The 25,511-nt window shown below is 49.1% G+C and carries 20 protein-coding genes and 3 tRNA genes; 10 read left to right on the top strand and 13 right to left on the bottom strand.

The genetic code is table 11. The features are described from left to right. From JNJ77_14820 to JNJ77_14805, 4 genes are all read left to right on the top strand, one after another. Positions 1-115: IS5/IS1182 family transposase (locus JNJ77_14820; GenBank protein ID MBL8823856.1), on the top strand; the 115-nt coding region annotated here is incomplete at its 5' end. Between the two features lie 86 nt (positions 116-201). After that, on the top strand, positions 202-1,299 hold the full coding sequence (locus tag JNJ77_14815) for an alkaline phosphatase family protein (GenBank protein MBL8823855.1): 1,098 nt from the start codon (positions 202-204) through the stop codon (positions 1,297-1,299). A 55-nt stretch (positions 1,300-1,354) separates the two neighbouring features. Beyond that, complete coding sequence (gene glgX / locus JNJ77_14810) at positions 1,355-3,502, top strand: glycogen debranching protein GlgX (GenBank protein ID MBL8823854.1); 2,148 nt, start codon at positions 1,355-1,357, stop codon at positions 3,500-3,502. Beyond that, positions 3,495-4,877 carry a sulfatase gene (locus JNJ77_14805; protein ID MBL8823853.1) on the top strand — a complete coding sequence of 461 codons (1,383 nt, stop codon included), beginning with the start codon at positions 3,495-3,497 and terminating at the stop codon, positions 4,875-4,877. The genes glgX and JNJ77_14805 overlap by 8 nt, the downstream gene beginning before the upstream one ends. Before the next feature lie 5 nt (positions 4,878-4,882). Here the strand turns inward: JNJ77_14805 and JNJ77_14800 are convergent, their stop codons facing one another. Together JNJ77_14800 and JNJ77_14795 are read right to left on the bottom strand one after the other, a co-directional pair. Continuing rightward, positions 4,883-5,269: a DUF488 family protein gene (locus tag JNJ77_14800; protein MBL8823852.1), complete on the bottom strand. Its 387-nt coding sequence runs from the start codon at positions 5,267-5,269 to the stop codon at positions 4,883-4,885. A 3-nt stretch (positions 5,270-5,272) separates the two neighbouring features. Next, positions 5,273-7,012 (bottom strand): hypothetical protein, encoded by a 1,740-nt coding sequence (locus tag JNJ77_14795; GenBank protein ID MBL8823851.1) that lies wholly within the window; start codon positions 7,010-7,012, stop codon positions 5,273-5,275. Between the two features lie 260 nt (positions 7,013-7,272). On the opposite strand from JNJ77_14795, the gene JNJ77_14790 reads away from it, so the two are divergent. After that, positions 7,273-8,442: an exo-alpha-sialidase gene (locus JNJ77_14790; GenBank protein ID MBL8823850.1), complete on the top strand. Its 1,170-nt coding sequence runs from the start codon at positions 7,273-7,275 to the stop codon at positions 8,440-8,442. On the opposite strand, the gene JNJ77_14785 is transcribed toward JNJ77_14790, so the two are convergent. The 5 genes from JNJ77_14785 to JNJ77_14765 form a co-directional block, all read right to left on the bottom strand. After that, a complete protein-coding gene (locus JNJ77_14785; GenBank protein MBL8823849.1) occupies positions 8,443-9,132 on the bottom strand; it encodes a phosphatase PAP2 family protein in 690 nt (229 codons plus the stop codon). It lies immediately after the preceding gene. A gap of 27 nt (positions 9,133-9,159) precedes the next feature. Beyond that, positions 9,160-10,815, bottom strand: a complete 1,656-nt coding sequence (locus JNJ77_14780) for an FAD-binding dehydrogenase (GenBank protein MBL8823848.1) — start codon at positions 10,813-10,815, stop codon at positions 9,160-9,162. Between the two features lie 11 nt (positions 10,816-10,826). Beyond that, entirely contained in the window at positions 10,827-12,854 is a 2,028-nt protein-coding gene (locus tag JNJ77_14775) for a S9 family peptidase (protein MBL8823847.1), read from the bottom strand. Between the two features lie 78 nt (positions 12,855-12,932). Then, on the bottom strand, positions 12,933-14,048 hold the full coding sequence (locus JNJ77_14770; protein ID MBL8823846.1) for a cysteine desulfurase: 1,116 nt from the start codon (positions 14,046-14,048) through the stop codon (positions 12,933-12,935). A gap of 66 nt (positions 14,049-14,114) precedes the next feature. After that, a tRNA-His gene (locus JNJ77_14765) sits at positions 14,115-14,188 on the bottom strand. A 317-nt stretch (positions 14,189-14,505) separates the two neighbouring features. Between JNJ77_14765 and JNJ77_14760 the strand changes: the two genes are divergently transcribed. Beyond that, positions 14,506-14,577 (top strand) — tRNA-Cys (locus JNJ77_14760). A gap of 46 nt (positions 14,578-14,623) precedes the next feature. Beyond that, positions 14,624-14,696: transfer RNA gene (locus JNJ77_14755), tRNA-Met, on the top strand. A 64-nt stretch (positions 14,697-14,760) separates the two neighbouring features. On the opposite strand, the gene glgP is transcribed toward JNJ77_14755, so the two are convergent. Then, positions 14,761-17,343, bottom strand: a complete 2,583-nt coding sequence (glgP, locus tag JNJ77_14750; protein MBL8823845.1) for an alpha-glucan family phosphorylase — start codon at positions 17,341-17,343, stop codon at positions 14,761-14,763. 43 nt (positions 17,344-17,386) lie between these two features. Continuing rightward, positions 17,387-18,109, bottom strand: coding sequence for a TVP38/TMEM64 family protein (locus JNJ77_14745; protein ID MBL8823844.1), 723 nt, complete (start codon positions 18,107-18,109; stop codon positions 17,387-17,389). Between the two features lie 101 nt (positions 18,110-18,210). Here JNJ77_14745 and JNJ77_14740 point away from each other — a divergent pair, with 101 nt between their 5' ends. Then, the gene (locus JNJ77_14740; GenBank protein MBL8823843.1) at positions 18,211-18,969 is read left to right on the top strand and encodes a hypothetical protein; all 759 of its coding nucleotides are present in this window, start codon (positions 18,211-18,213) and stop codon (positions 18,967-18,969) included. A gap of 25 nt (positions 18,970-18,994) precedes the next feature. Here the strand turns inward: JNJ77_14740 and JNJ77_14735 are convergent, their stop codons facing one another. The 3 genes from JNJ77_14735 to JNJ77_14725 form a co-directional block, all read right to left on the bottom strand. After that, entirely contained in the window at positions 18,995-20,320 is a 1,326-nt protein-coding gene (locus JNJ77_14735; protein MBL8823842.1) for a DUF1501 domain-containing protein, read from the bottom strand. 3 nt (positions 20,321-20,323) lie between these two features. Further along, on the bottom strand, positions 20,324-22,501 hold the full coding sequence (locus tag JNJ77_14730) for a DUF1553 domain-containing protein (protein MBL8823841.1): 2,178 nt from the start codon (positions 22,499-22,501) through the stop codon (positions 20,324-20,326). A 107-nt stretch (positions 22,502-22,608) separates the two neighbouring features. Next, a complete protein-coding gene (locus JNJ77_14725) occupies positions 22,609-23,076 on the bottom strand; it encodes a nucleoside deaminase (GenBank protein ID MBL8823840.1) in 468 nt (155 codons plus the stop codon). 65 nt (positions 23,077-23,141) lie between these two features. Between JNJ77_14725 and JNJ77_14720 the strand changes: the two genes are divergently transcribed. Both JNJ77_14720 and JNJ77_14715 read left to right on the top strand, forming a co-directional pair. Then, positions 23,142-23,771 (top strand): phosphoribosyltransferase, encoded by a 630-nt coding sequence (locus JNJ77_14720; protein ID MBL8823839.1) that lies wholly within the window; start codon positions 23,142-23,144, stop codon positions 23,769-23,771. A 50-nt stretch (positions 23,772-23,821) separates the two neighbouring features. Continuing rightward, positions 23,822-24,373, top strand: a complete 552-nt coding sequence (locus JNJ77_14715; protein ID MBL8823838.1) for an NAD(P)H-dependent oxidoreductase — start codon at positions 23,822-23,824, stop codon at positions 24,371-24,373. Between the two features lie 43 nt (positions 24,374-24,416). Here JNJ77_14715 and JNJ77_14710 read toward each other — a convergent pair whose 3' ends face one another. Then, complete coding sequence (locus JNJ77_14710; protein MBL8823837.1) at positions 24,417-25,256, bottom strand: class I SAM-dependent methyltransferase; 840 nt, start codon at positions 25,254-25,256, stop codon at positions 24,417-24,419. Positions 25,257-25,511: the final 255 nt, after the last annotated feature.

Here is a 25,511-nt window from a genome sequence, read left to right as displayed (position 1 = left end):
CATCAGTTGGCTACATCAATTTCGACGCTTACGGGTTCGCTATGAACGACGCGATGACATCCACGAAGCGTTCATGCTACTCGGGTGCATCGTCATCTGCGGCTATTTCCTCTAATGTTCTTTTTGTTAGATGCTCTAAGTTGTTTGCTCAAGATGGATACTTGCGGTACAGTGTCATGCTCTGACAAACGGGGGAAGGTAATGAAAGCGTTGATAGGCTTGGTTTTGATGCTCGCTTCGATTCATGCGTGTGCAGTCGCACAAAACAATACGGGAAAAACCGAGAATGTGATTGTCATTACCTGGGATGGCTTCCGCTGGCAGGAAATGTTCTCGGGAGCAGATGAAGTACTGATGGATAAGCAGAATGGAGGTGTAAAAGATATTCCTGGATTGAAGAATCAGTTTTGGAGAGAAAAAGCACAGGAGCGACGAGAGGCGCTTTTACCTTTCGTATGGGGAACCATGGCAAAACAAGGACAACTATTTGGTGATCCGTCCAGCAAAGCACATTGCAAAAGCACTAATGGTTTAAAATTTTCCTATCCAGGCTACAGTGAATTATTCTGTGGAGTCGCTGATCAGCGTATCGATTCGAACGACAAGCGAGAAAACCCGAATCTATCAGTCCTCGAATATCTGAATCAGCAGCCTGGGTTGAAGAACAGAGTAGCGGCGTTCTGCACGTGGGATGTTTTTCCATCCATCTTTCGATCACATAAGAACGGATTGTTCGTGCACGCAGGCTGGCAGCCACGGCTCGACAAAAATCTGTCTGACAAGCAGAGGCACTTGAACGAGTTTATGGACAGATTGCCTCGCTATTGGCCTGATAATGTATTTGACTTCGTAACTATGGAATCTGCATTCGATTATCTTCAGCAGCATAAACCACGGGTGATGTATATCGGCCTGGGTGAAACGGATGAATGGGGGCATGGACGGCGTTATGATTTATATCTCAATTCAGCACACCAGGCAGATAAGTTTCTAGCAGAGTTGTGGGCCAAGTTGCAGCAAATGCCTCAGTATCAGAACAAAACATCCATCATCCTGACAACAGATCATGGCCGGGGAATGACCCGCATCAACTGGACGGATCATGGTGAAAAAGTGGAAGGTGCTGAGTTTATCTGGATTGGAGTGCTTGGTCCGGATACCCCTGCACTCGGTTTGCGAAAAGAGGTGGCCACCACGCAATCACAGGTTGCTGCCACGGTGAGTGCACTGTTGGGATTGAACTTCCAATCAGCCAGCCCGCAAGCTGCTGCACCGTTGCCGATATTTCAGGCAAATTAATGACAGACAAATTCGGCAAATGTGAATGTACAGGCTCAGTACCGTGACGGACTCCATGATACATCCCAGGTTAGGCAAGCCTTCGCCATTAGGTGCAACATTTGATGGCTGGGGAACCAATTTTGCCCTGTTCTCCGAAGCAGCTACTTCGGTGGAGCTCTGTCTATTCAATGAGCCTCATGATGCAATTGCTTCTCATCAAATAGCCATACGACAACATACCGATCATGTCTGGCATGTGTATCTGCCTGGAATCAAGCCCGGCCAACTGTATGGCTACCGGGTATTTGGGCCATACGATCCCTTGCGTGGGCATCGATGCAACCCGCATAAACTGTTGCTGGATCCCTATGCCAGGGCAATCATTGGCAATTTGAAATACGATTCGTCCCTTTTTGGTTTTGTTCCGAATCATCCGGAAGGCGATCTTTCCTTCAGTACCGAAGACAGTGCCGGTTCCATGCCCAAATGCCTGGTGACGGATAACACCTTTGATTGGGGACATGATAAACCACTGCGAATTCCCTGGCATCAGACGGTGTTGTACGAAGCCCATGTCAAGGGGCTGACCATTCAACATCCGGAAGTGCCTCCGGAGCTAAGAGGTACCTATGCTGGCCTGGCACATCCTTCGGTGATCAAGCACTTATGGTCGATGGGAGTAACAGCCCTCGAACTATTGCCCATCCATCATTATTTCGATGAGCCCGCGTTGATTGAACGTCATCTGGTCAATTATTGGGGATACAACACGATCGGCTTCTTCGCACCCATGTCTCGCTATGCACAGCATGGCAATGGCCGATATGGCGAACAAGTCAATGAATTCAAACACATGGTGCGTGAACTGCACAAGGCAGGCATCGAAGTGATTCTTGATGTCGTTTACAATCATACTGCTGAAAGCAATCAGTTCGGACCGACTTTGTCATTTCGCGGGATTGATAATCTCAGCTACTATCGTTTGCAGAAAGATGCCAGAAACAAGTATCTCGACTACTCAGGGTGTGGCAACACGCCCAATCTGATGCATCCACGCACCATGCAACTGGTCATGGACAGTCTTCGATATTGGCTGACCGAAATGCATGTGGATGGCTTCCGGTTCGATCTTGCACCAGCGTTGGCTCGTGGTGAAACGGGAGGCAACCGTCTGACTGCCTTCTTCGATATCATTCTGCAGGATCCGGTCATTTCGCAAGCCAAGCTGATTGCCGAGCCGTGGGACCTGGGTGTAGATGGTTATCAGGTCGGTGGTTTCCCGCATCTCTGGGCTGAATGGAATGGAAAATACCGGGATTGTGTCCGCCGATTCTGGCGAGGCGATCCGGGACAGGTTCCTGAACTGGCATTGCGTTTGACAGGATCTAGTGATCTTTATGAAGCGCATGGCAAGCGGCCTTACGCCAGTGTTAATTTTGTAACTTGCCACGATGGCTTGACATTACATGATCTGGTGTCGTTCAACCAGAAACACAATGAAGCCAATGGTGAGAACAATCGTGATGGCAACGATCACAATAATTCTTGGAACTGTGGCGTTGAAGGATTGTTAGCACCGCCCGAGGTGCAGCAGTTACGCGAAAAAATGAAGCGAAACTTTCTTGTCACGCTGATGTTATCGCAGGGAGTTCCCATGCTGGCGTCAGGCGATGAAATGAGCCACACCAGGCAGGGAAACAACAATGCTTATTGTCAGGATAATGCCATTTCCTGGATTGACTGGAATATGAGTGGTTCGGGCAAAGCGATGTATCAGTTTTTGAAAGAGTTAAATCAGTTTTATCATGAGCATCCTATTTTCCGCAGGCAGCATTTCTTTCAAGATTGTCCTATTCGGCAAGCCAAAGCCGGGCTGGTCTGGTATCGATGGGATGGCGTGCCACTGAACGATGAAGACTGGCGGAATCCCTGGACCAAGTGCTTTGGCATGCTGATGGAATCGGAGTTTTACAACGAGTGGGATGATAAAGGTCAGTTGCTTCACGATGTTTCCATGCTGCTGATCTTCAATGCTGTTGAAAACGACATGCCTTTTCATCTTCCTGATCTGGGGGAAAGCAGGGAATGGGAACTGGTCATTGATACACGATTCGCGAACCTGTTAAACCCATGTCCAAGGCATGCATTGCGAAGCTTGTATTCAATGGAAGCTCGATCCATGGCAGTCTTTCGAGCAGTTGCGAAGGTAAGTCATGATTGATATTCGTCATGTGCTCAGTCTGGTGGTTATGCTGTATCCGGTCTGCAATGCGTTAACCCAGGCCCAACCGCCCAATATCCTTTTTCTGTTGACCGACGATCAACGGCATGATGCATTGCATTGTGCAGGCAACCCGCTGATACAGACTCCACATTTGGATGCGCTGGCACACGATGGTATCCGCTTCTCCAATATGTTCGTAACAACAGCAATCTGTTCTACCAGCCGGGCCAGTATTCTTACCGGCCTGTATGAAAGGGCACATGGCTATAGCTTTGGAACGAAGCCTATCACCAATGAACATGCACGAAACAGTTATCCTGCCTTACTTCGGAAAGCTGGATATCACACCGGATTTGTCGGGAAATGGGGTGTCACCGTAGAGAAGGGGATTACCAGTGAACTGTTTGACAGCATTGTACCACTTAATCAGTCACCTTATTGGAAGAAGCTTCCCGATAGCAAACGCAGGCACCTGACTGACATCGAAGGGGATCATGCCATAACTTTCCTCAAGTCAATTCCTCCAGGCAAGCCATTCTGTCTCTCTGTCAGTTTCAATGCACCACATGCCGAAGATGCTGATCCCAGGCAATATTACTGGCAGCAGGAAGTGGATCATCTATACCAGACAACCAATTTCCCAGTGCCTCGAACCATGAATGATAAGTTTTTTCAGAAACAGCCTGCATTTCTGAAGAACTCAGAAAGTCGAGTAAGGTTTCATTGGCGATTTGATCAGCCCGAGAAATATCAGAACATGGTGCGAGGCTACTATCGAATGATATCAGGTGTCGATCTTGTTATTGGCAGAATCAGGCAGACGCTACAGTCTCAAGGGTTGGCTGAAAATACGATAATCATTTTCTCCAGTGACAACGGCTATTTTCTGGGCGAACGGGGCTTTGCTGACAAATGGTATCTTTATGAACCATCCGTCAGAGTCCCGTTGATTGTGTTTGATCCACGAAGCCCCAAATCCACACAGAGTAAAGTTCAGACTGCTATGGCACTGAATGTCGACCTGGCTCCAACGTTTCTTGATCAGGCAGGAATACCAGTACCCAAAACGATGCAAGGCAGAAGCTTCAAGAAAATACTTGACGGCAAGGTTCCGAATGATTGGCGAACGGAATTCTTTTATGAACATCTCTTCAAGCGAGACAACATTCCGATGAGTGAAGGAGTTCGCACAACTCGACACAGTTACATTCGCTGGTTCCAGCAGAAACCCGTAGTGGAAGAACTTTACGATCACCAGGTGGACCCTGATCAGGTCAACAACCTGATACATCAAGCTCAGCATCAAAAGCTTGCAGCCGAGTTACGACAGAAAACAGATGTCTATCGGCAACAATGGAGCAAAACTCCTTAAATGCTCTATCCAATCTCGGCACCACGTTCCTTCAGTAGTTGACGCAGTATGGAGCGATGGCATCGAGATTCATTCTCATAGTAACATCCAACTGAGAAATGGGTTTGATGAGACAATGCAGCAAGCAGATCAAGCACCATAGCAGGTTCGGCCTTGCTCATCTCGGTTCGATATTTTCTCGCAAAGTGTTTCCATTGAGCATCGGTTTCTGCAGCTTGTGCCATTTTGATGATGGCTGGACTCGGTGATAGCAGCGGTAGCCAGAGATCGTACCAGTTCAGCCTGGCGAAATCTCTTTTCGTTACACCACGCGGAGTTCGGCGAACGGTGCCCAGCCTCAGGCCTTCATTCGGTAATCGCGGGCTACCCAGTCGGACAATGTGAATAGCCATGAATTATTTCTTTTGAGGAAGTCCCAACTGTTGCCTGATCAAAAATTCAGGCCCGGGCGGTTTCAACTCATCAACGGTTTTGGCTTCTTTCTGAAAACTGACCTCGAAAAAAGCAATGCACATTTCATCCGTGGTTTGCTCTCCCCAAACAATCTTTTTGGGTGGATCATTCGGATTGCTGGCATTCTTGGAAGAGTTATCAAAATGAGCCACCATATCGAGTCGAGTACCCGTAGGCAGAGCAACAGGCTCCTTGTAACGGTAGCTTTCCTGCCAGTTGAAGTCCCAATCGTTGATGTAGATCAGGTTTTTCTTTGTGCCATCAGGCAGGGTTGCAACCACTTTCATGTCTCTGCCAATCAGGTGCATATGTGGTGTGGTTGAGTAGAGCAGATAATCTTCTGCGAGTTTCAGTGAAGCTTTGCATTCATAGTGCCCATCGCCAGCGGGAATATTCAAACCACCAAACCTGGCACGGACTGGCAACACCATTAAGTCAAACACTCCACGAGTCACCGGCACCTTGCTGAAATAAAACCCGACCTTGGTCTGGTCGATTTCTGTTTTTCCTGATTTGTGGTAATGCACCTGCATGACTACCCGCGATCCTTTAGGCAGAAGGCGTGCGGTACCAGGCGGCATGTGTCTCCCACTGTTGCCTGGTGCCCATCCACCCAATCCACCTGAGGGTATGAACCCGGGGAAGCCAGCAACCGTGTTATAGCCTGGTCCGGGATCATCCGCATCAAGCTTTTCACTGTAGCCTGTACTGTCAATAAAGAGCAGAACATGGTGTACTACCTTGCGGTTGCCAGGCTGCACTTCGAATCCTGAGATGAATTTGTCCTCAGTAAAGTTGGTAGGCAAGACAAAGCAGCGGTACTCGTCCTCACCCGAAGCTGAAAGCGTATAACTCGATTCAGGTTGCAGAATAACATCCGGAGTTCCTTGAACCCATGAATCATTGAAGATGCGATTGACAGGAAGATCTTTTTCATCTCCCTGGGGGCAATCAGCAGCAAGCCAGTCTGCCAGAATATTCTTTTCTTCTTCGCTCATGCGACGATCATTCATGAACTCGCCATGCCCCGGAACGGCTTTCCATGGTGGCATTTGCCCTGATTGTGTTAATGCGACAAGGTCAGCAGCCCAGGACTTTGCCGAAGCATAATCAGTCAATGAGAATGGCCCGACACCACCAGTACGATGGCAACTGACACATCGATCTTGAAGTACTCTTGCTACCTGTTTGGTATATGTGATCTTTCCCGTTGTTACTTTTCCAGCATCAGCTGACACGACAGGCAGAGGGCAACCCACAGGAGCAATATAACTTTTTGCAGGAGTTCGACCTGCCAGCACTTCTTTCAGTGCATCTTTCAGGTCATGTTGTCGTGGTACACGTGCTGAACCACCGCGCTTGGTGTAGCGATCATCAATTCTTCCTCGATAAGCGACAGACCCGTCTTTTCTCAGCACAACAGCTTCAGGCACCATACTGACTGCCAATTGTCTTGCTGCAATGCCTTGAACATCGCAGAAAGTATCTTCAGGAAGTGCATATTCCTTCCAGTGTTTTCTGCACTGTTCTGGTAAGATGGCTTGAGGATAAACAATCAGCCAGACAACGTCCTTAAAGTCCTTTCTCATTTGAGATAAAACCGGAACATAGCCATTGGACACGGGACAATCAGGAGAAAGGAAGACTATCACGCTCAACTGATTCCTGGTTCGAGAATGCATCGAGATGCTCTGGCCTTGCATTGTCTCGAGAGGAGCAGGTACATCCCCATCAAACACAAGGAAACACAGGCAGCTCAAAAATACAGTGCTCATGGCAAGTGACTCGGCAAGTGAAAGTACTGATAGTCGTGCAATGCAGAATACGTATCATCCGTTAATAATTATATCTTGAGTGCATGAAGGTTTGATACTCGAAAGCCTCTTTCTTTTCATGAACTGCTTTGAGACGATCAGAACTGACTTTCCCGGCGAGAATCCACATGTTGCACGTCATTCTGTTGTTCATTGCATCTCAAGCTCACCTGGAGTGGAAAAGCATACTACAGCCCATTCTGGAGCATGATGATGGTAAATTTCTCTGGTATCACCCGCGTGCTGTTGCTGTATCTCCAACGCATCGGCTGATAACACTGCAGAAACACCTGAAAGTCTCTGATTATTACTCTGGCTTGTACACCATGGAATCAGGTGATGCTGGAAAAACCTGGACCAAACCAGAGTTACAAACTGCACTTGATTGGGTGAAATCAGAGCATGGAGTAACCGTTGCAGTAGCCGATGTTACACCGGGCTGGCATGCGCCTACTGGAAAAGTCATCGCAGTCGGTGCTCAGGTGCGTTACAGTCCCAAAGGGCAACAACTGGAAGATGTGCCACATTCGAATCAAACGGCCTACGCTGTCTATGAACCGTCGACCAAACAGTGGAGCAGTTGGCAAATCGTTCCTGTACCCGACCATGCGGATTTCAATTTCGCCCGAAGTGCTTGTTCGCAATGGCATGTGCAGCCTGATGGCACGGTGCTCCTGCCTTTTTATCACGGAACCAGTGCGGATAAGCCTTATCATGTGACAGTGATGTCCTTTTCATTTGATGGCCATCACCTGAAATTGAAGCAGCAAGGTAACAGATTAAGTCTACCAGTGGTTCGCGGGCTCTGTGAACCATCCATTATTTTTCAACAGAATGCTTACTATCTCACACTGAGAAATGATCTGAGAGCTTACGTGAGTACCAGTAAGGATGGTTTGCATTTTTCGCCTATCAACCCCTGGCTCTTCGATGATGGAACAGAGCTAGGCAGTTACAACACACAGCAGCACTGGGTTCAGAGTCCTGAGAATCTGTACTTGGTTTATACCAGGCGCGGTGCAAACAACGACCATATTATCAGGAATCGGGCACCACTGTTTATTGCCAAGGTAGATACGAAGAATTTAAGAGTAATCAAACAGAGCGAAAGAATCCTGATACCTGAGCGAGGCGGTGAGATGGGAAACTTCGGAGCATGTACCATCAATGCAGCTGAATCATGGGTTACTGTTTCGGAAGGAATCTGGAGTGATGATGCCAGACGACGTGGTGCAAAAGGTGCTACGTTTATATCTCGAATTGAATGGCCTTCGGAGGAAGTAAATAAGAACAAATAATCACTTCTGAGTAGCGGACATGATCGCCAGGCATTTCAAGGTAAAATAACCCACCATTCCACCTAATAATGTGCCGGCCACTACATCGCTGACAAAATGATAATTCATACCCAACAGGCCGATTGCAGTAACGACCATGGTCAGGATTGCTAGCCAGGTCCATCGTGGGTACATCAGGCAGGTGATGACAGCTGGCGCTGCCATGCGTGCTGCATGTCCTGAAGGAAAGCTGCCATAGATATGACTGGTGGTGAACCAATGGAACCCATACGCACCATCACGAATGAAGGAGGGGTTGTTGTCGATCCAGGTTTCGGGCCAGTAGCGACCAAAGATGTAGGAAATGGATTCTCGAAACTGATCAGCAAGAATCATGCTTATACAGCAGGATGCCAGGATGGTTTCCCACTGTCGGGGTTTTCCGGAGACCAGTCTAAATACCCAGATGATCAGCAGTAATGGCGACCATGTCTGGATAACCGGAGGAGGGTAAGTAAGCCACTTGAGCACGGTGAAGCTGCTTATTGCATGGTCGTAAATGTACCTGGCAAAAGCACGATCCACATAATAATAGCACAACACTATGCCGGTTAATGTAAACAGGATCAGCCAAATCAACACAAACCTTGTTTGCGTTCTATCTCGAATGTTGTTGCCTGGTTCAAGGTTTGCATGTGGATTCAGTTTCATCGTTAATACTATATTGTTCCACTTGACCTAACTCAGTTTTGCTGCAGCACGTCCAGCTGTTCTTCCTGAAAAAATACAACCTCCCAGGAAACTTCCTTCCAGGGCACGGTAGCCATGCATGCCTCCACCACCAAAGCCCGCTGCTTCACCGACAGCAAACAATCCAGGCACCAGTTGTCCATCTTGTCCAAGAACCTGGCTATCCAGATTGGTTTCCAGGCCACCCAGTGTTTTACGAGTCAAGATGTTAAGTTTGACCGCAATGAGCGGTCCGGCTTTTCGATCCAGTATCCTGACGGGCTTGGCAGTTCGAATCATCTTGTCGCCAAAGTAGTTTCTCGCCTGCCTGATGGCTGCTATCTGCAAATCCTTGCCGAACTGGTGATCGAGTTGCCTGTCTCGTGTAAGTATCTCCCGCTCGACAGTTGCCAGGTCAAGTAAACGAGTTTCGGTGAGAGCATTCATACCTTCAACCAGGTCGGGTAGATTGTCCTTAATGACAAAGTCTGGGCCATGTTGCTTGAACGCTTCCACTGGCCCGGTTGCTAACTTACTGACTGCACGTTTCAAAGTAGATTTCCAATCCTTGTTGGTAATATCAGGATTCTGTTCAGAGCCGGACAAGGCGAATTCACGCTTGATAATTGTCTGGTTCAGAATGAACCAACTGTGTTCATACCCCGTTTTCATCAGGTATTCGAGTGTCCCAAGCGTATCAAACCCTGGAAAAAGAGGTGGAGGCAATCGTTTTCCTGTAGCATCTAACCAAACCGATGATGGGCCTGGCAAGATACGGATGCCATGCCGGGGCCAGATGGGATTCCAGTTTCGCAGTCCTTCGGTATAGTGCCACATTCTGTCACGGTTGATGAGTCGACCACCTGCCATTTCCGTCATTCCCAGCATGCGACCATCAACAAAATCGGGTACGCCTTGAACCATAAACTGTGGTGCACGACCCAGACGGCTGGGCCAGTTCTTCCTCACCAATTCAAAATTACCACCAATACCACCAGATGCGACGATGACTGCTGACGCTCGAAATTCAAAGTCGCCAATAACTTTACGAGATGTGCTGATGCCCCGGTCTTCTTGGCTAGCTTCAAGAATAGACCCTCGAATCCCCTGGACGGTTTTGCCTGTTGTTAGAACTTCATCTACACGATGACGAAAGTGAAATGTCAATTGCCCTTGCTGTACTGCTTCCCTGGTTCTTCGAATAAATGGTTCAAGAACACCAGGCCCAGTGCCCCAAGTCAGATGAAATCGAGGCACAGAATTGCCATGTCCCCAGCCGCCGTACCCACCTCGCTCGGCCCAGCCAACGACAGGAAACCAGCGAAGTCCCATCTGTCGCAACCAGCTTCGTTTCTCCCCAGCAGCAAAAGCAACGTAGGCTTTCGCCCATTCACGTGGCCAGTAATCTTCCTGTCGATCAAAACCTGCTGTACCCAGCCAGTCATCGAGCGCCAGTTGATGGGAATCACGAATGCCCATACGCCGTTGTTCAGGTGTATCGACCATGAAGAGTCCGCCGAGCGACCAGAACGCCTGGCCACCCAGGTTCTGCTCCGATTCCTGCTCAACAACCATGACTCGTTTGCCCGCCTCGGCGATTTCTGCCGCAGCAACCAAACCAGCCAGGCCAGCACCAACAACAATGACATCAGCTTGTTGGGACATGTTCCACCTGTCTATTTCAGATACTTTTCAAACCAGGCCAAGTCCCATTGCATCTTCGCAAGTCGATGGCTGTATTTCGACAAACCATGTGGTTCGTTCGGGTAAACAATCAATTCTGCAGGCACCTTCACGTATTCTCGCATTGCTCGGTAGAGCATACGGCTATGTTCAGGAGGACAACGTACATCATTGCCGCCAACATGAATAATGGTTGGAGTGGAAATCCTACCTAATCCATAAGTAGGAGAACTGGAATGGTAAGTCTGCGGAACTTCCCAAGGCAAGCCTTTCTTCAGTACCCGTGGATACGCAGGCTCATCATTGATACCCCATTCCATAATAGTGTCGAGAATCCCTGCACCAGAACTGGCTGCCTTGAGTTTGAACGGTAAGTTGTTTCTGGTTATGAAGCAATTGGTCAAGTAACCACCGTTGCTCCAGCCCATGACCGCGACGCGGTTCGGATCAACTACACCGTCTCGTACCAGTTGTTCAACGCCGGCAATGATATCGTTGACCTCAATCTCGTTTTCCTTGGCAATTAACTGAGTAACGAATTTATCGCCATATCCTGTTGAACCTCGATAGTTAGGGAGCAGTACTGCATATCCTTTGGCTGAGAAATAGAGTTTTCCATTATGAGGGTCAAACTCAAGTCCGGCTTTAGAAGAAGTCGTGGGGCCGCCATGCATCGCCACTACCAGCGGTAATTTCGTACCGGGTTCAGCGCCAACCGGCATCTCCAGCACACCGCCCACTTCTGTACCGTCAGGAGCTTTCCAGGTTATGTGCTTAACTAATGGGAATTTCCAGTTCTTTGTTTGGGGATTGAGTTCAACCAGCTTGCGAAACTCAGCGTTTTGGCGGTATTCAGCTACATAGATGTCGCCAAACTGATTTGATTGACCCATGATAAATGCGCCAATCTTGCCAGCATCGTCAGTATCAAACGAGTAAACCATACGATCAGGTGGACTTAATGTGCTGACGTTCTTGAGAACTGCTGGCTCAGCAGAGGTCACAAACGATTTTCCATGCTTCTCTGCGACAAAGAAGAGTTGGCCGGAACTGTGCCATTTCAATGGTGAACCATAGCCATGAACATGAATTTCGCCTGGTCTTTCCATCAAGCTGATGTTCCAGCCTGATTCACTTCGAACACCCAATACGATTTCCGCAGGATATGCATCAAAGATTGCGTTGAAGGCAATCTTGTTGCCATCCGCGGACCAGGCTAATCCTTCCAGCCAGGCATGAGGTGAAGCAGCTTGTGCTCGATATGGATCAGTATTGGGAGTGGTCACCTTGCCATTCTCCCAAATGTCTAACCGTGATTCGCCTTCCGATTTGATGACTGTATCATCGTAGGCAGTCAGCAGACCGATCTGTTTACCATCGTTCGTGACTGCGAATTCACGCAGATACCGTTTTTGATCAAGTACTTTCTCGGCTCGCCAGGTGGCGAGGTCAATCTTCCAGAGTTCTGAAATGGTTCGTTTGCCGTGACCATAGTTCAGCTTGCTATGGCTTGAACGCATCTTGCTGAAATCATCTTGTTCTGTGTCACTTGAGTCAACAGAGTAAAATAATTGACCAACTGTACGAGCCAAGTCATAACCGGTTACGCCACCTTCCACGCGTGTAACAGCAAACAATTCACCACCAACTCTTGGCAGGCACCAGACTTGTGTTGTGCCATCGTATGGCGCTTTCTTTTCGCCTTCGCGTTTACGATTACCCAGGAAATAAAGATTCTGACCATCTGCAGACCATTTCACGTCACGGTCGTTGGCACGATCTGAAGTAAGTCTGATGGGCTTGCTTCCTGGGGAAGTACCAACCACCCAGAGATCGGATTTGCGATCATCACTGCTGATTTGCCAGCGGGCTTCAGCATATGCCAGAAACTGTCCATCTGGCGACAACGCACATTGGGTGGCAGTAGCCATGCTGGCATAGTCTTCTGGAATAATCAGATGGGTTCGTTCCTGGGCAACAACGCCAGGCAGAATAGTCAGGAAGTAGAGCAGGCTAAGCATTCTGATATTCATGGCAAATCTCAATGGTGCAGATGAGGTGAAAGTGTAACACGACTTGCTCTTGAGTGTGAAACAAAATTATCCGGCTCGAAGAGCTCTCACTTCACGTGCAATTCTGATGACAGCTTCTGATATCTGTTCGTCAGTCAGTAGATGACTCAAGCTGAATCGAATGGAAGACTTCAATTGCGATTCAGGGACATTCATGGCTTGAAGCACGGGCGAGGCCAGCATGGAACCACTGGAACAGGCAGACCCAGTTGAACAATCTAATCCTGCCAGGTCCAGTCTGATCAGCAATAACTCACTTGCACATCCCGCAAAGGACAGATTGAGTGTGTGTACCAGGCCACGCTCTGAATCGCCAAGGATCTGATATTCGACTTCATGATCTCGCAAGAGCTGAAGAAACATGCGACGCAACTGCAAGCAACGGGCTTGGCGTAAGGGTAATTCATGGACAGCCAATTCCAATGCCTTCGCCATGCCCACTGCTAATGCCACTGATTCGGTACCAGGACGAAGTCCCTTTTGTTGATGTCCACCAAAGCTGTGAGGTTGCAAAGTAGTGCATCGATTCACCAGTAATGCACCGATTCCTACCGGACCATGAAATTTATGTGCAGAGAATGACAGTGTGTTGATGTCCAGTTCATGAAAATGCACTGGTATTTTTCCAACTGCCTGCGTGCCATCGCAATGGAAAAGTGCATGGGGGAAGCAGGTTTGCCAGTGTGCAATCTTCTGGACAGTACCAGTCTCATGATTTGCCAACTGCAATGTCATCAAATTAGGCTTGATATCATCGCGAATTCCTGAGACGTACCCTTCCCGATCAATGTTCCATGGAAGAATGTACCATCCGTGTGCCTCCATCCTTCGGCAAGACTCCACGATAGATGGGTGTTCAATGGATGAGACAATCAGCGTGCCGAACTTGTCGGCTGTTAATCCAAATAGAGCCAGGTTGTTCGCTTCAGTTGCACCGCTGGTGAAGATTACTTCATCCGGGTATGCACCTAGACAATTTGCGATAGTCTGTCTGGCTTCTTCGAGTTTACTGCGTGCAGCTGCACCACTGCGATGTGCACTGGCTGGATTGCCGGGATAGTGAATAGCACATTCATGCATGACTTCCAGGACTTCGGGAAGCAGTGGCGTAGTACTATTGTTATCAAGATAGATGCGTGACATGTTCTACAACAATCAAGTTGTCACGTACGAATTGTTAGGAATCGTTAACTTCTACGAGTGAAAAAGGGTGAGAGAGGGGACTTGAACCCCCAACATCCAGAACCACAATCTGGCGCTCTAACCAGTTGAGCTACTCCCACCATGTCTTACAAGTCTACTCCCATTCCGGTTACTGGCAATGGTTCTGAACAGATGGACTGGCTGAACAGCCCGCAAATATCTGGAAAGTGTTGATTCTATCGCGATTTTCTATGATTAACGTAAATATGAAACAGCTTTCAATGGAAAGAGAGAGAAGACATTCATCTGGTTCAGCCAAATCAGTTTAATTACGGTTGATATCAGCTCTTGACTGAACATGTTGCAGGGTGCGAACCTGTCTCACATTTTCAACGTCGAGTTAACGGATGAGGAATTGACTAATGAGGCTGAAATAGCTATCTAAACAATCCGTACAGGCCCCTTCGCCAAGTGGCTAAGGCAACGGTTTGCAAAACCGTCACCCCCGGTTCGAATCCGGGAGGGGCCTCTTTCAAGAAGCTAATAGCTAGTGGATTGTAGCTAGTAGTGCTTGAGGCGGCGTAGCTCAGGGGTTAGAGCAGCGGCTTCATAAGCCGCGTGTCAGTGGTTCAAATCCACTCGCCGCTATTTTGTAATTCTTTGTATATTCGTACTGCTAATGGGATTAAATGGTTGAACAGAGCCAGCCGGATTAATTCCACAAAATCAAACCTGTAGTAAATGGTGATGCCAGGTTCTCATGCTTGGGTAGTACCCGAACAGCAAATCCGTAGTTGCCACTCTGCTGGCAAACGAAACTCCCCTGGAACCAGATAGCACCGGCGGGAGTTCGTTCAGCTTGATTCATCACAACTTTATCAAACGAGAGAAATTGTCCCTTCGCATCCACTTTACCATGTAGCAATTGCACTTCAACATCAGTTGGTACCAGATCACTTAATACTACTGCTGTTCGCACATCCAATTGCTTTCCAACCAGCATTTCACCAGTATCTGATGCTTCGACCTGAGTGATCGAAAGTCGAGGCCAGTTCTTTTCGATCCTCGTACGCCAGACAGCAAGGTCTTTGGCTGCCTGCTGATGATTGGCAAATAACGTTTCGTGGCGATCATGCGATGGAAGATACGCCTGTCTGATGTAATCTTCCACCATGCGGTTGGTGTTGAAAAATGGACAAAGGGTACGGAACGAATTTTTCACAATACGCAGCCAATCGTGAGGTACTCCGTCTTCACCACGGCGATAATAAAGAGGGATAATTTCCTGTTCCAGGATGTGATAAAGGGCTTGGCTTTCGACCGCATCCTGGTAATCAAGACGAGCTTCTTCGTTTGTTTGAACGTCGGTATATTCTTCACCATTGCCAATGGCAAAGCCGTTGTCGCGAGCATAACCTTCATCCCACCAGCCATCCAGAATAGAGAGATGAAGCCCGCCATTGGCAATGCACTTCATGCCACTGGTGCCTGATGCTTCCAGGGGTCGACGCGGATTATTGAGCCAGATATCTACTCCCTGCACCAGATGCCGGGCAACATTGATGTCGTAATCTTCCAGAAACACGATGCGATGTCGGAACTCCGAGCGTTTCGCGACATGGATCATTTCTTTGAGTAATTCCTTACCGGCCTTGTCATGCGGGTGAGCCTTGCCTGAGAACAACAACTGTACCGGCATGTGTTTGTTATTGAGAATTCTGTTCAGTCGATCCAGATCACGGAAGATCAGCGTTCCTCGTTTGTAAGTGGCTGATCGGCGAGCGAAAGCGATCGTCAGTGTGTCAGGATTCAGTACCTCACTGGCTAATGCTATTTCGCTTGGTAAAGCTCCTCGCCGTTCAAGTTGCTTGCGTAATCGCAGACGGGCAAAAATAATCAGTTGCTGGCGGTTGCTTTCAATGGTCCGCCACAATTCTGCATCGGGTACCTTGTTAATTCTGTCCCAATACGTGTGATCGCAAGGTCGTTCGGCCGGATTGCAACCAAGGTATCGCCGAAACAGTTGAGCCAGTTCAGGATTAATCCAGAATCCATGGTGAACGCCATTGGTAATGTGCGAGATAGGTAATTCCGATTCAGGCACATCGGGCCAGATACGTTTCCACATTCGTCTGGATACTGATCCATGCAGTTTGCTGACGCCGTTGCTGACATTCGACAATTTGAGAGCCAAGACTGTCATGCAGAAATATTCCTGGGTATCGGTTGTGATTTCTCGACCCAGTGCCATCAACTCCGTCTTGGATAAATTCAACTTTTGAAGATAGTATTCCAGGTATTTATCAATGAAAGCTGGTGGAAAACGGTCATTACCAGCAGGTACAGGTGTATGTGTGGTAAAGACATTACCCGAGGCAACCATCTCTTTGGCTTCAGTAAAAGCTAACCCGTATAAATCCATGGCATATCGAATGCGTTCCAGTGCCAGAAACGCCGAGTGGCCTTCATTCATGTGACAGACCGTTGGTCTGAATCCTTTGGCACGAATGGCTCGATACCCGCCGACACCCAGAACCAGCTCCTGCTTGATCCGATTCTCCAGATCTCCACCATAAAGCTGTGCAGTTATTTCCCGATCTTCTTCTGAATTTTGAGGAACATTGCAATCCAGAAGGTATAAAGGCACCCTGCCTACCTGAATTCGCCATACCTTGGCATAAATTTCACGACCCGGAAAAGGAACAGTGACAAAAAGTGGTTTACCACCTTGGTCTTTTTCAGCTATCAACGGGAGGTTATAGAAATCATTTTCAGGATACGTTTCCTGCTGCCAGCCTTCGGTGTTCATGTATTGTCGGAAGTAACCCTGACGATACATCAATCCAACGCCTACCAGAGGCAGCCCCAGGTCGCTGGCGGATTTCAGATGATCGCCTGCCAAGAGCCCCAATCCGCCGGAATAGATAGGAATGCTTTCATGAATCCCAAACTCAGCAGAGAAATAGGCTACTTTGACATCATCTTTCTTGATAGTTTGGGCAAACCATCCGGGCTTGTTCATGTACTCGTTTAGTTGTGATTCGACACGATCCAGATGAGCCAGGAAGCCATCATCTTCAGCAAGCTCGTTCAGTCTCGATTGTGACACAATGCCGCCCAGGCGAACCGGGCTATGGTCAACTTGATCCCAGACATCTGGATCAATGCGCGAAAAAAGAGCGACCGCTTCCGGATTCCAGCACCACCAGAGGTTGTAGGCAATCCGTCCCAGTCCCCGCAGACGTGGAGGCAACGATGGAGATACTGCAAAAGTCCTGATGCGTGGCTTAGCCATCTCGCCCTCTTTATATTGAACTGCACACTACTCAAGATACGAATCAGAATGACAATGGCTTGTCATCAGGTTGTATCGAAGTTTCTCTCATCCATTTGCCGATCAACCAGCGAAGCAGAAGGGGTACCAGTGAGCTGGCGATCAATGCAGATAACAATCGCCATGACACCAGCTCGCGAAGATTGGCTACCTGCGATAGTTCCGATCCAATCCAGACATAAATCGCTGTGACGGGCAGCATTCCGACCTGGCTGATAATCCAGAACTGCCAGAGTGGCATGCGTGTTAACCCAACAAATAGGTTGATGAGAAAAAACGGGATGATTGGATTTAGGCGCATCGCCAGCAGGTAGAGCCAGCCAAATCGCTTGAAGTCATGCTGAAAGTGTTTCCAACGGTTTTGATATTTCGTTGGTAAACTGTCTCGCAATAACCAGCGTGCCAGCCAGCAGGACATCGTAGCGCCAGCGGTGGAAGTGAAACTGATGATCGGAAGACTGTACCAACCAAATAAACAGGCACCGATCAAGGTCAGATACAATGCACCGGGTAATGAGAATCCGGTAAAAGAAACATACACCAGTCCATAGAAAGCCAGTCCTTTAACTGTATTCTCATCACACCAGTTGCGAATGTGGTGAAGAAAGCTCTGCGATTGTTCCAGCGAGGAGTTCCAGGGTATGACAAAGCTACACGTAACTACCCCAGCCAGCAAGAGCAGGTAAAGAAACGTGGGAATTCGATTCGAGGATGGAACTTCTGTCATATGGTTATTGTTTATCAATTGCTGCTTAACAGAAGGCTCGCTGGGATTTAGAATGGATCGGGAACGAAGAGATTCCTTGTAGTTGTCACGAGATTCAAGCCATGTTTCAAAGACTCATGACTGGATTGGTGTGCTTGATAGTTGCAGCCCCGCTTCTGCATTCACAAGATGATGTGGCTGATGTCAAATCACAGGAGCGCAAAGCAGGCAATGACGAAAAGAAAAAGTACGTGCTGATCGGACCTGCTGCTGGCAGTCGGCAACCAGCGAATGGGTACGGCTTGATCGTAGTCATGCCTGGTGGCGGTGGTGATGCAGCATTCGTACCGTTTGTGAAACGTATATTCAAGAACTCCATACCAGCCGGATATGTGGTGGCCCAACCCATTGCCGTGAAATGGACTCCGAATCAGAACATTGTCTGGCCAACAACCAAAAGCAAGGTTAATGGGATGAAGTTTACTACGGAGGAGTTCGTGGAAGCAGTTATCAGTGATGTGGCTTCCAGTTACAAAATAAACCCTGACAAAGTACTGACACTATCCTGGTCTTCCAGCGGGCCAGCCGCATATGCCATCTCGCTGACGAGCAAACAGGTCAAGGGTTCTTTTATTGCCATGTCAGTTTTCAAACCGGATCAATTGCCCGATCTGAAACAGGCAAAAAATCATCGCTATTTCCTCTATCATTCTCCGGATGATCGGGTTTGCCCATTTCGCATGGCCGAGCAGGCTGTGAAGGACCTGGAAAAAAATGGTGCCAAGATAAGCATGATCACCTATCAGGGCGGACATGGCTGGAAAGGGAACATGTACCAGAGCTTGCGCGAAGGCTTTCAGTGGTTGGAAAAGAAAGAATAGCAGGACATCAGGGGCTTGAGCCAATCTATCCCATCAATTCCTTAATCGGTGTCGGATCGCTCACCAGATGCGATGGCCTTCCGTTGGGAGCATAGAGTATCTTCTCCGGATCAATGCCCAGTTTGGTGTAAACCGTCGAAGCAAAATTCTCCGGCGAGAGAACACGTTCGACAGCTGCGTAGCCTTGCTTATCAGTAGAACCAATCACTTGGCCACCCGGCGTGCCACCACCGGCAAACAAAACACTCATGGCGTTTGACCAGTGATCGCGACCTCCATCTTTATTAATCTGCGGTGTACGACCAAACTCACCTAGGGCAATTACCATCGTTGTTTCCAGCAAGCCCCGCTGGTCAAGATCATTGATGAGCGTCGCTACGGTCTGATCCCAGCTAGGCAAACGCTTTTTGAGAGCGTCGAAGAGCTTGGTATGATGATCCCAACCACCATCGTATAACGTAATGAAAGGCACGCCAGCTTCGACCAGGCGGCGGGCTAGTAATGCTCGCTGGCCGAAGGCATTTCGGCCATATGCATCGCGTAGTGTTGGTGGTTCTTTGCCAATATCGAATGCGGCCTGGGCCTGTTTTGATTGCATCAACTCATGTGCCTGGCGGTAGTGTTCATCAAGGCCCAAGGCAGGATCGGAACTGTTTTTGTCAAGCAGTCGCTGGAATTGATCAACTTCCTTACGGATATCGCATCTTTCTCCAAATCGATCAGCTGACAAACCATTAGGAATGGTGACATCGCGCACGCGGAAATTGTTATTATTGGGATCGCCATCGACGACGAATGGCGCGTATTGAGCGCCTAGGAAGTTAGGACCTCCAGAGCGGGACATCGAAGGTAATGAGAAATAAGCAGGCAAACCAGCCGGTGCCCGTTTTTCATAAGCAGTGACAGAACCCAGGCTAGGGTGGAAGCTGACAAAGGCTCCGCAACCCACGGGAATGCGTGGCGGAGCACCGGTCATCATGTAGTGGTTGCCTGCACCGTGGTTGCCTTGATCGTGACGGATGGAGCGCACGAGAGCGATCTTGTCCATGCTTGCCGCAAGCCGTTTCATCTGTTCGGAAACGAAGATGCCCGGAACTTTGGTGGCGATGGGGTTGAATTCGCCCCGGATTTCGCTGGGTGCCAGGGGCTTGGGGTCAAACGTTTCATAATGGGTCGGCCCGCCATCCATCCAGATCAAAATGCACGACTTGGCTGTTGCAGTAATGCCAGCACCTTTAGCTGCAGCTTGTGCCCGAAAGGCTGTTGCCAGTCCGCCACCAAAAAGTGTTCCCAGCCCGATTTGCAGGCAGTCGCGGCGACTCATGCCATTACAGTTTGTCCATAATGCCATGTCTTAATCCTTGAAGAGGAATTCGGGAGTATTGACCAAGGCCCACATGAGGTCTTCAGTCACCTGCCTGCGGGAGGCACCAGGTTTTTGATATCGTTTCAAGGCAATATTGCGTTCATTATCGGCAGGATATCGGCAATATACCAGCAGATAAATCTCATCGATCAGTTCGGTGTTGTTCTTGATGTCTTTCGACAGGTTCGCAGCTTTTGCCTGGTCAGCCGTCACCTTCTTGTGCAGGCTATTCGCATTCATCAGGTGCAAAGCCTGCACGACGCTCGTTTCGGCAGTGCGTTCGCAAGGCGGGTCCTGATTGGGGTCAGGCCTGCTGAAACTGTCCAGAAACAATGATGGTATTCGAGCAGTCCATACTGTCATTGCTGATGAGCCAGAAGGCATGGCATCAAAATTCTCGCTCACGCTAGTAATGTCGCTGATAGCATCCAGCAGCACTTCCGCACGCAACCGCTGACGATAGTGCCTGCTGTAGTTGCGTGAATCGCCAGCATTCTCTGGACGGGGTACAGAACTCAGGCTGTAGACATAGCTGCTGGCAATGGTTTTGATGAGGTGCTTCAGATCGTACTGGTGTTTCTTGAAATCATCCGCCAACGCATCAAGCAGCCTGGAGTTGGTAGGTGGGTTGGTGGCGCGAAGATCATCCACAGGTTCGACGATGCCTCGCCCGAGCAGATCAGCCCATACACGGTTCACGATGACCTTGGCGAAAAAAGGATTCTCCGGCGATGTCATCCAGCGGGCCAGCACTGCACGTGGATCTTCCTCTATTGGGATATTAACAGGCTTACCCAGAAGGGGCGTAGGAAACATATCTTTACCTGTCACGGGATGCTTCACTACACCGCTCGGCAAAGTATAGATCACTTCCTCGCCGCCTGATATGGGTGGTGAGAGGCCTACGCCTTTGTGTCCGAGTCGTGCAAAAAATGCTGCGAAGCTGTAGAAATCCTGCTGGCCCCATACCTCAAACGGGTGGTGATGGCATTTCGCACAATCGAGCCGTACGCCAAGGAAAAGCTGGCTGACGATGGTGGTAATTTCATCGGGCGAACGTCGATCACGGAAGAGTACCGCAGCGCCATTTTGAAACGTGCTCCCCTGGGCCGTGACAATCTCACGCACCATCTGGTCGTAGGGCATGTTCTGGCGAAACGCATCACGTAACCAGCCATCCAGGTTGAAAGTAGCCTTGATGCCTACACGGTACGGATTGGGACGAAGCAGATCGGCCCACTTATTCGCCCAGTTGTCGGCATACTCAGGCCTTGTCAGCAGCGTATCAATCAGTTTTAGTTTCTTTTGCGGATCGGTGCTATTAAGATAAGTTCGTGTTTCCTGCGTTGTGGGTAACTTGCCGAGGATGTCCAGATACAGTCGCCGATGCAGTGTCGCTTCATTTGCTTCATCAGCTGGCACCATGCCTAATTGCTTGAGCTTGGCCCAGACGTGACCATCAATAAAGTTGTTGCGGGGCAACTTGTCAAAAAGAGTTGCATCGGGTTTGTTGGGTAATGGAATCATCACCTGGCAGACAGCAAACAGGTTCTGATACCGTGCCATGATCGCTGCTTCCCCAGGCAGATTGCCAGCCTGAATCATGCCCTTGTCATTCACACTCGCATATACACTTTCATTTGACTGGAATGCCGTCATGCTGGTGACATCTTCTTTGCTGCCATCGGAATAGTGTGCAATGATTTTGAGTTGCTCGCTGCTGCCGGGCTTCATCAGCCTTTCCGTGGGAGACACGATTATGCGTTTCAGCACCGGTGCCGAAGCAGGAGTACGCGGATGTCCCGCAGCGATCCATTGGGTTAATTGCTGATAAGCTACACTTTCTTTGGGTACGCGCTTGCCACCACCATGAGGCACTTCGCCAGTTGCTTTGCGAAGCAGCAGGCTCGCTTCAGGCTGTGCCGGGAAGACACGTCGGCCACGCCCTTCCTGCGTGATCGCGTGGTAATCGAAATCATGATCGTAGGCTAACAGTGAAAGTGCAAAGCCGTTCTGCCCCCGTGCTTTGCCATGACACGCTCCGGCGTTGCATCCATGTCGCGTGAGCAGCGGCACAATGTCACGTTCAAACGTGACTACCTTTTCGCTGATTACAGGCGAATCAATTGCATGGCACCAGTATGTCAGCAGGCAGGCGGCAAGCATACGATCTTAAACATTAGTAAGGCAGGGTTGACTGGCAGGTCTGAAAGTATACCAGATTATCGATGTTTGTGCCTAGTGAAATGCTCTGAGCATCATAATAATTACGATCAGTATGCGATTCGATCGGATTTCTTATTCCAGCGATGAAAGGCTTGTTGAGCCTCTTCGCGCAATGCCTGAATGATGGTGATTTTCCGATGTTCTGATGGTTTTGCGATTTCGTGATAAATGTGGCTGTCATCAAATCCAGCTTGAGCCGCATCTTCACTGCTGGCTGCAAAATAGAGTCGTTCAATGCGGGCCCAGTAGACCGCAGCCAGGCACATCGGGCACGGTTCACAACTGGCGTAGATCTCACAATCTGTCAGCGAATAGGTCTTCAAGTTGGCACATGCATCGCGAATAGCAACGATTTCAGCATGGGCTGTCGGATCATTCGTAGATGTCACCCGGTTCCAGCCACGACCAACAATCTCACCTTGACGCACCACGATCGCTCCAAAGGGGCCACCTTCGTTGGCTTCCATTTTTTCGATGGAGATTGCAATCGCTTCACGCAACAATGAATGATCCATACCGTCATTTTATCCTCACACTGGATGACAGTGGAAGATAAAATCCCACTCTGTTGTATTCAGCCATGTTTCGAAATCGTCAGGAAGCTGGTGAATTGCTTGGGCAGGAACTGAGCAAACGGGAATTGAAGAATCCTCTGGTGTTGGCTATTCCGCGTGGAGGAGTGGTCACAGGTGCAGCCATCGCGAGGATACTGCATGCGGAACTGGATGTCATGCTCTCTCGCAAATTACGGGCACCTGATCATCCCGAGTTTGCATTGGGTGCGTTGAGCGAAGATGGCACCGTCTATATGAATCCGCAGGCTGAAGAATTGAAACTGCCTGCGGGATATCTGGAGCAGGAAAAAAGTGATCAATTCACTGAATTAACCAGACGAAAGAGACTGTTTCGTCAAATCAAACAGCAAGCATCCATTGCAGGACGCTCGGTAATTCTGACAGATGACGGTTTAGCAACGGGATCCACCATGCTAGCAGCGATCAACGTGGTAAAGTCATCGCAGCCACATGAATTGATCATCGCATTGCCGATAGCTCCGCCTTCAATAATTGAAAAATTGCAATCAGTGGCTGACGATGTTGTCTGTCTGGAGCAGCCTGAATATTTCTGGGCTGTGGGGCAACATTACGAAGATTTCGAGCAGACGACAGATGAAGAAGTGCTCGAACTTTTGAAAAGCTCTGCAACATAACTTCAGCAGCATGAGTTGCTATATTATCATCTCTATTCAGGAGACGAATCATGGCTCAGTATCAGATTGCAGTGGTAGTAGGCAGCCTTCGCAAAGATTCACTGAACCGCAAACTGGCTCATGCTATTGCAAGGCTGGCTCCGGCGGATTTTACTTTCAAGCAGGTAGAAATTGGCGACCTGCCACTTTACAACCAGGATGATGATGCTCAGCCTGCCGCATCGGCAGTTCGCCTGAAGAATGAAATCAAAGCAGCACAGGGCCTGCTGTTTGTGACGCCAGAGTACAACCGCTCGATGCCGGGCGTGCTGAAAAATGCGATAGACCACGCTTCGAGGCCCTATGGGCAAAACAGTTGGGCCGGCAAGCCAGCCGGTGTCATCGGTGCATCCATTGGCACTATCGGCACAGCATTGGCTCAACAGCAGTTACGCAATGTGTTAGCTTATCTCGATGTACCTACACTGGGACAGCCCGAGGTGTTCATTCACATCAAAGATGGCTTCTTCGACGATCAGGGTAACATCGGCGCAGGCAGCAAGGCCTTCCTGCAAGGCTGGATGGATAAGTATGTCGCGTGGGTAAAGAAACACGCCGGATAACGATTTCTCTCCTCTCCCCTGGAGGGAGAGGGGGTTCGTTTTGTCAGAAGCTCTCAGTTTTTCGAAGTACGCAAATCGTTTCAATCAGCGCCCGATTGCAGACAATCGCTTCTATGGCATAAGGCAATGAGTATCGCTTTCGGATTTCTGTAAACAGCTCACTCAGTTCATGAATGGTCCAGACATGAAAATGAATGCCCAATTGAGGCAGAGACAGTAACTCCTTGATGCGATTCTCCCCATCGATTCCTGATTTGTTCTCAGCCAGGGCAACAAACTCTTCGACATGCTGCATGAGTGACCATGCCGGCCCCTCGTTGTGATCACTTACCAGGTGCTGCAGCGTGGTGACAGGCCGTTCCTTGTCGAAAGTAAATCGCTTATCGGGTATGCCGTAGTAAAGAATGCCGTTGGGTTTTACCAAATCCAGATGCCGTTTGATGGTGCCGATGGGATCCTGCACATGCTCCATGAAATGGTTGGCGATAATAAAATCCTGTGACGCGGCTTCGATTTTTGTCAGCGTGGCGCCATCATCGACGATGTCCACATTCACAATGGGAGCATCCTGATGGTGAGGCAACAGCCTGACCTGCTCGCGCATCGCTTCGGTGGTTTCCCAATCGACATAGGTCACCGAAACGCCTGGCTTCACGAAGACGGGATTGTAGAGCGCGCCAATCTCCAGCCCGCTGCCGTGGATGAATTCGCGTGACAACGATTCCCGCAGATTGCCCAATGGCATCCAAGGCGGACGAGGTATCGGGCCATGCAGTGTCTCCAGTAATAGTGGCGACTTCATCCACTGGACTACACTTTTAGCCAGTGGCACCCGTTCCTTGATTAATCCCTTCACTCGGCTCATCATCGTCGAGGACGTCATGTCCTTTACCCTCTTGGATTCAGGCTGTAGAGGTTACTCGATGAAGCGGGTTATGGGCAACTGCAAGTGGGTTTGAATGTGCAAGCAGGGCTGTCTGGGTGCCATGGTTTGGCCGTAGAGGCCATCCGGTAATTAAGTTGATCTAAACAGCCTGATCTCAAGAGGTTACGTTGTAGTTTGCGAACAGCAACACAACACATCAGGAGATCAGGCTTTGCGTGGTGCCAAGGAAGGCACGTCATTAGCCACGTTAAT

It is taken from the genome of Planctomycetia bacterium, from assembly GCA_016795155.1.
GTDB lineage: Bacteria > Planctomycetota > Planctomycetia > Gemmatales > HRBIN36 > JAEUIE01.
This window is presented reverse-complemented; position numbering and strand designations above follow the sequence as displayed.

What these genes read in the sequence shown, in the direction of transcription:
- JNJ77_14795 (MBL8823851.1), bottom strand. Translation starts at nt 7,012, where the DNA reads ATGCATTCTCGAACCAGGAATCAGTTGAGCGTGATAGTCTTCCTTTCT.
- JNJ77_14785 (MBL8823849.1), bottom strand. Translation starts at nt 9,132, where the DNA reads ATGAAACTGAATCCACATGCAAACCTTGAACCAGGCAACAACATTCGA.
- JNJ77_14715 (MBL8823838.1), top strand. Translation starts at nt 23,822, where the DNA reads ATGGCTCAGTATCAGATTGCAGTGGTAGTAGGCAGCCTTCGCAAAGAT.
- JNJ77_14815 (MBL8823855.1), top strand. Translation starts at nt 202, where the DNA reads ATGAAAGCGTTGATAGGCTTGGTTTTGATGCTCGCTTCGATTCATGCG.
- JNJ77_14720 (MBL8823839.1), top strand. Translation starts at nt 23,142, where the DNA reads ATGTTTCGAAATCGTCAGGAAGCTGGTGAATTGCTTGGGCAGGAACTG.
- JNJ77_14800 (MBL8823852.1), bottom strand. Translation starts at nt 5,269, where the DNA reads ATGGCTATTCACATTGTCCGACTGGGTAGCCCGCGATTACCGAATGAA.
- JNJ77_14770 (MBL8823846.1), bottom strand. Translation starts at nt 14,048, where the DNA reads ATGTCACGCATCTATCTTGATAACAATAGTACTACGCCACTGCTTCCC.
- JNJ77_14805 (MBL8823853.1), top strand. Translation starts at nt 3,495, where the DNA reads ATGATTGATATTCGTCATGTGCTCAGTCTGGTGGTTATGCTGTATCCG.
- glgP (MBL8823845.1), bottom strand. Translation starts at nt 17,343, where the DNA reads ATGGCTAAGCCACGCATCAGGACTTTTGCAGTATCTCCATCGTTGCCT.
- JNJ77_14780 (MBL8823848.1), bottom strand. Translation starts at nt 10,815, where the DNA reads ATGTCCCAACAAGCTGATGTCATTGTTGTTGGTGCTGGCCTGGCTGGT.
- JNJ77_14730 (MBL8823841.1), bottom strand. Translation starts at nt 22,501, where the DNA reads ATGCTTGCCGCCTGCCTGCTGACATACTGGTGCCATGCAATTGATTCG.
- JNJ77_14725 (MBL8823840.1), bottom strand. Translation starts at nt 23,076, where the DNA reads ATGGATCATTCATTGTTGCGTGAAGCGATTGCAATCTCCATCGAAAAA.
- JNJ77_14775 (MBL8823847.1), bottom strand. Translation starts at nt 12,854, where the DNA reads ATGCTTAGCCTGCTCTACTTCCTGACTATTCTGCCTGGCGTTGTTGCC.
- JNJ77_14740 (MBL8823843.1), top strand. Translation starts at nt 18,211, where the DNA reads ATGTTTCAAAGACTCATGACTGGATTGGTGTGCTTGATAGTTGCAGCC.
- JNJ77_14745 (MBL8823844.1), bottom strand. Translation starts at nt 18,109, where the DNA reads ATGACAGAAGTTCCATCCTCGAATCGAATTCCCACGTTTCTTTACCTG.
- JNJ77_14710 (MBL8823837.1), bottom strand. Translation starts at nt 25,256, where the DNA reads ATGACGTCCTCGACGATGATGAGCCGAGTGAAGGGATTAATCAAGGAA.
- glgX (MBL8823854.1), top strand. Translation starts at nt 1,355, where the DNA reads ATGATACATCCCAGGTTAGGCAAGCCTTCGCCATTAGGTGCAACATTT.
- JNJ77_14790 (MBL8823850.1), top strand. Translation starts at nt 7,273, where the DNA reads ATGTTGCACGTCATTCTGTTGTTCATTGCATCTCAAGCTCACCTGGAG.
- JNJ77_14735 (MBL8823842.1), bottom strand. Translation starts at nt 20,320, where the DNA reads ATGGCATTATGGACAAACTGTAATGGCATGAGTCGCCGCGACTGCCTG.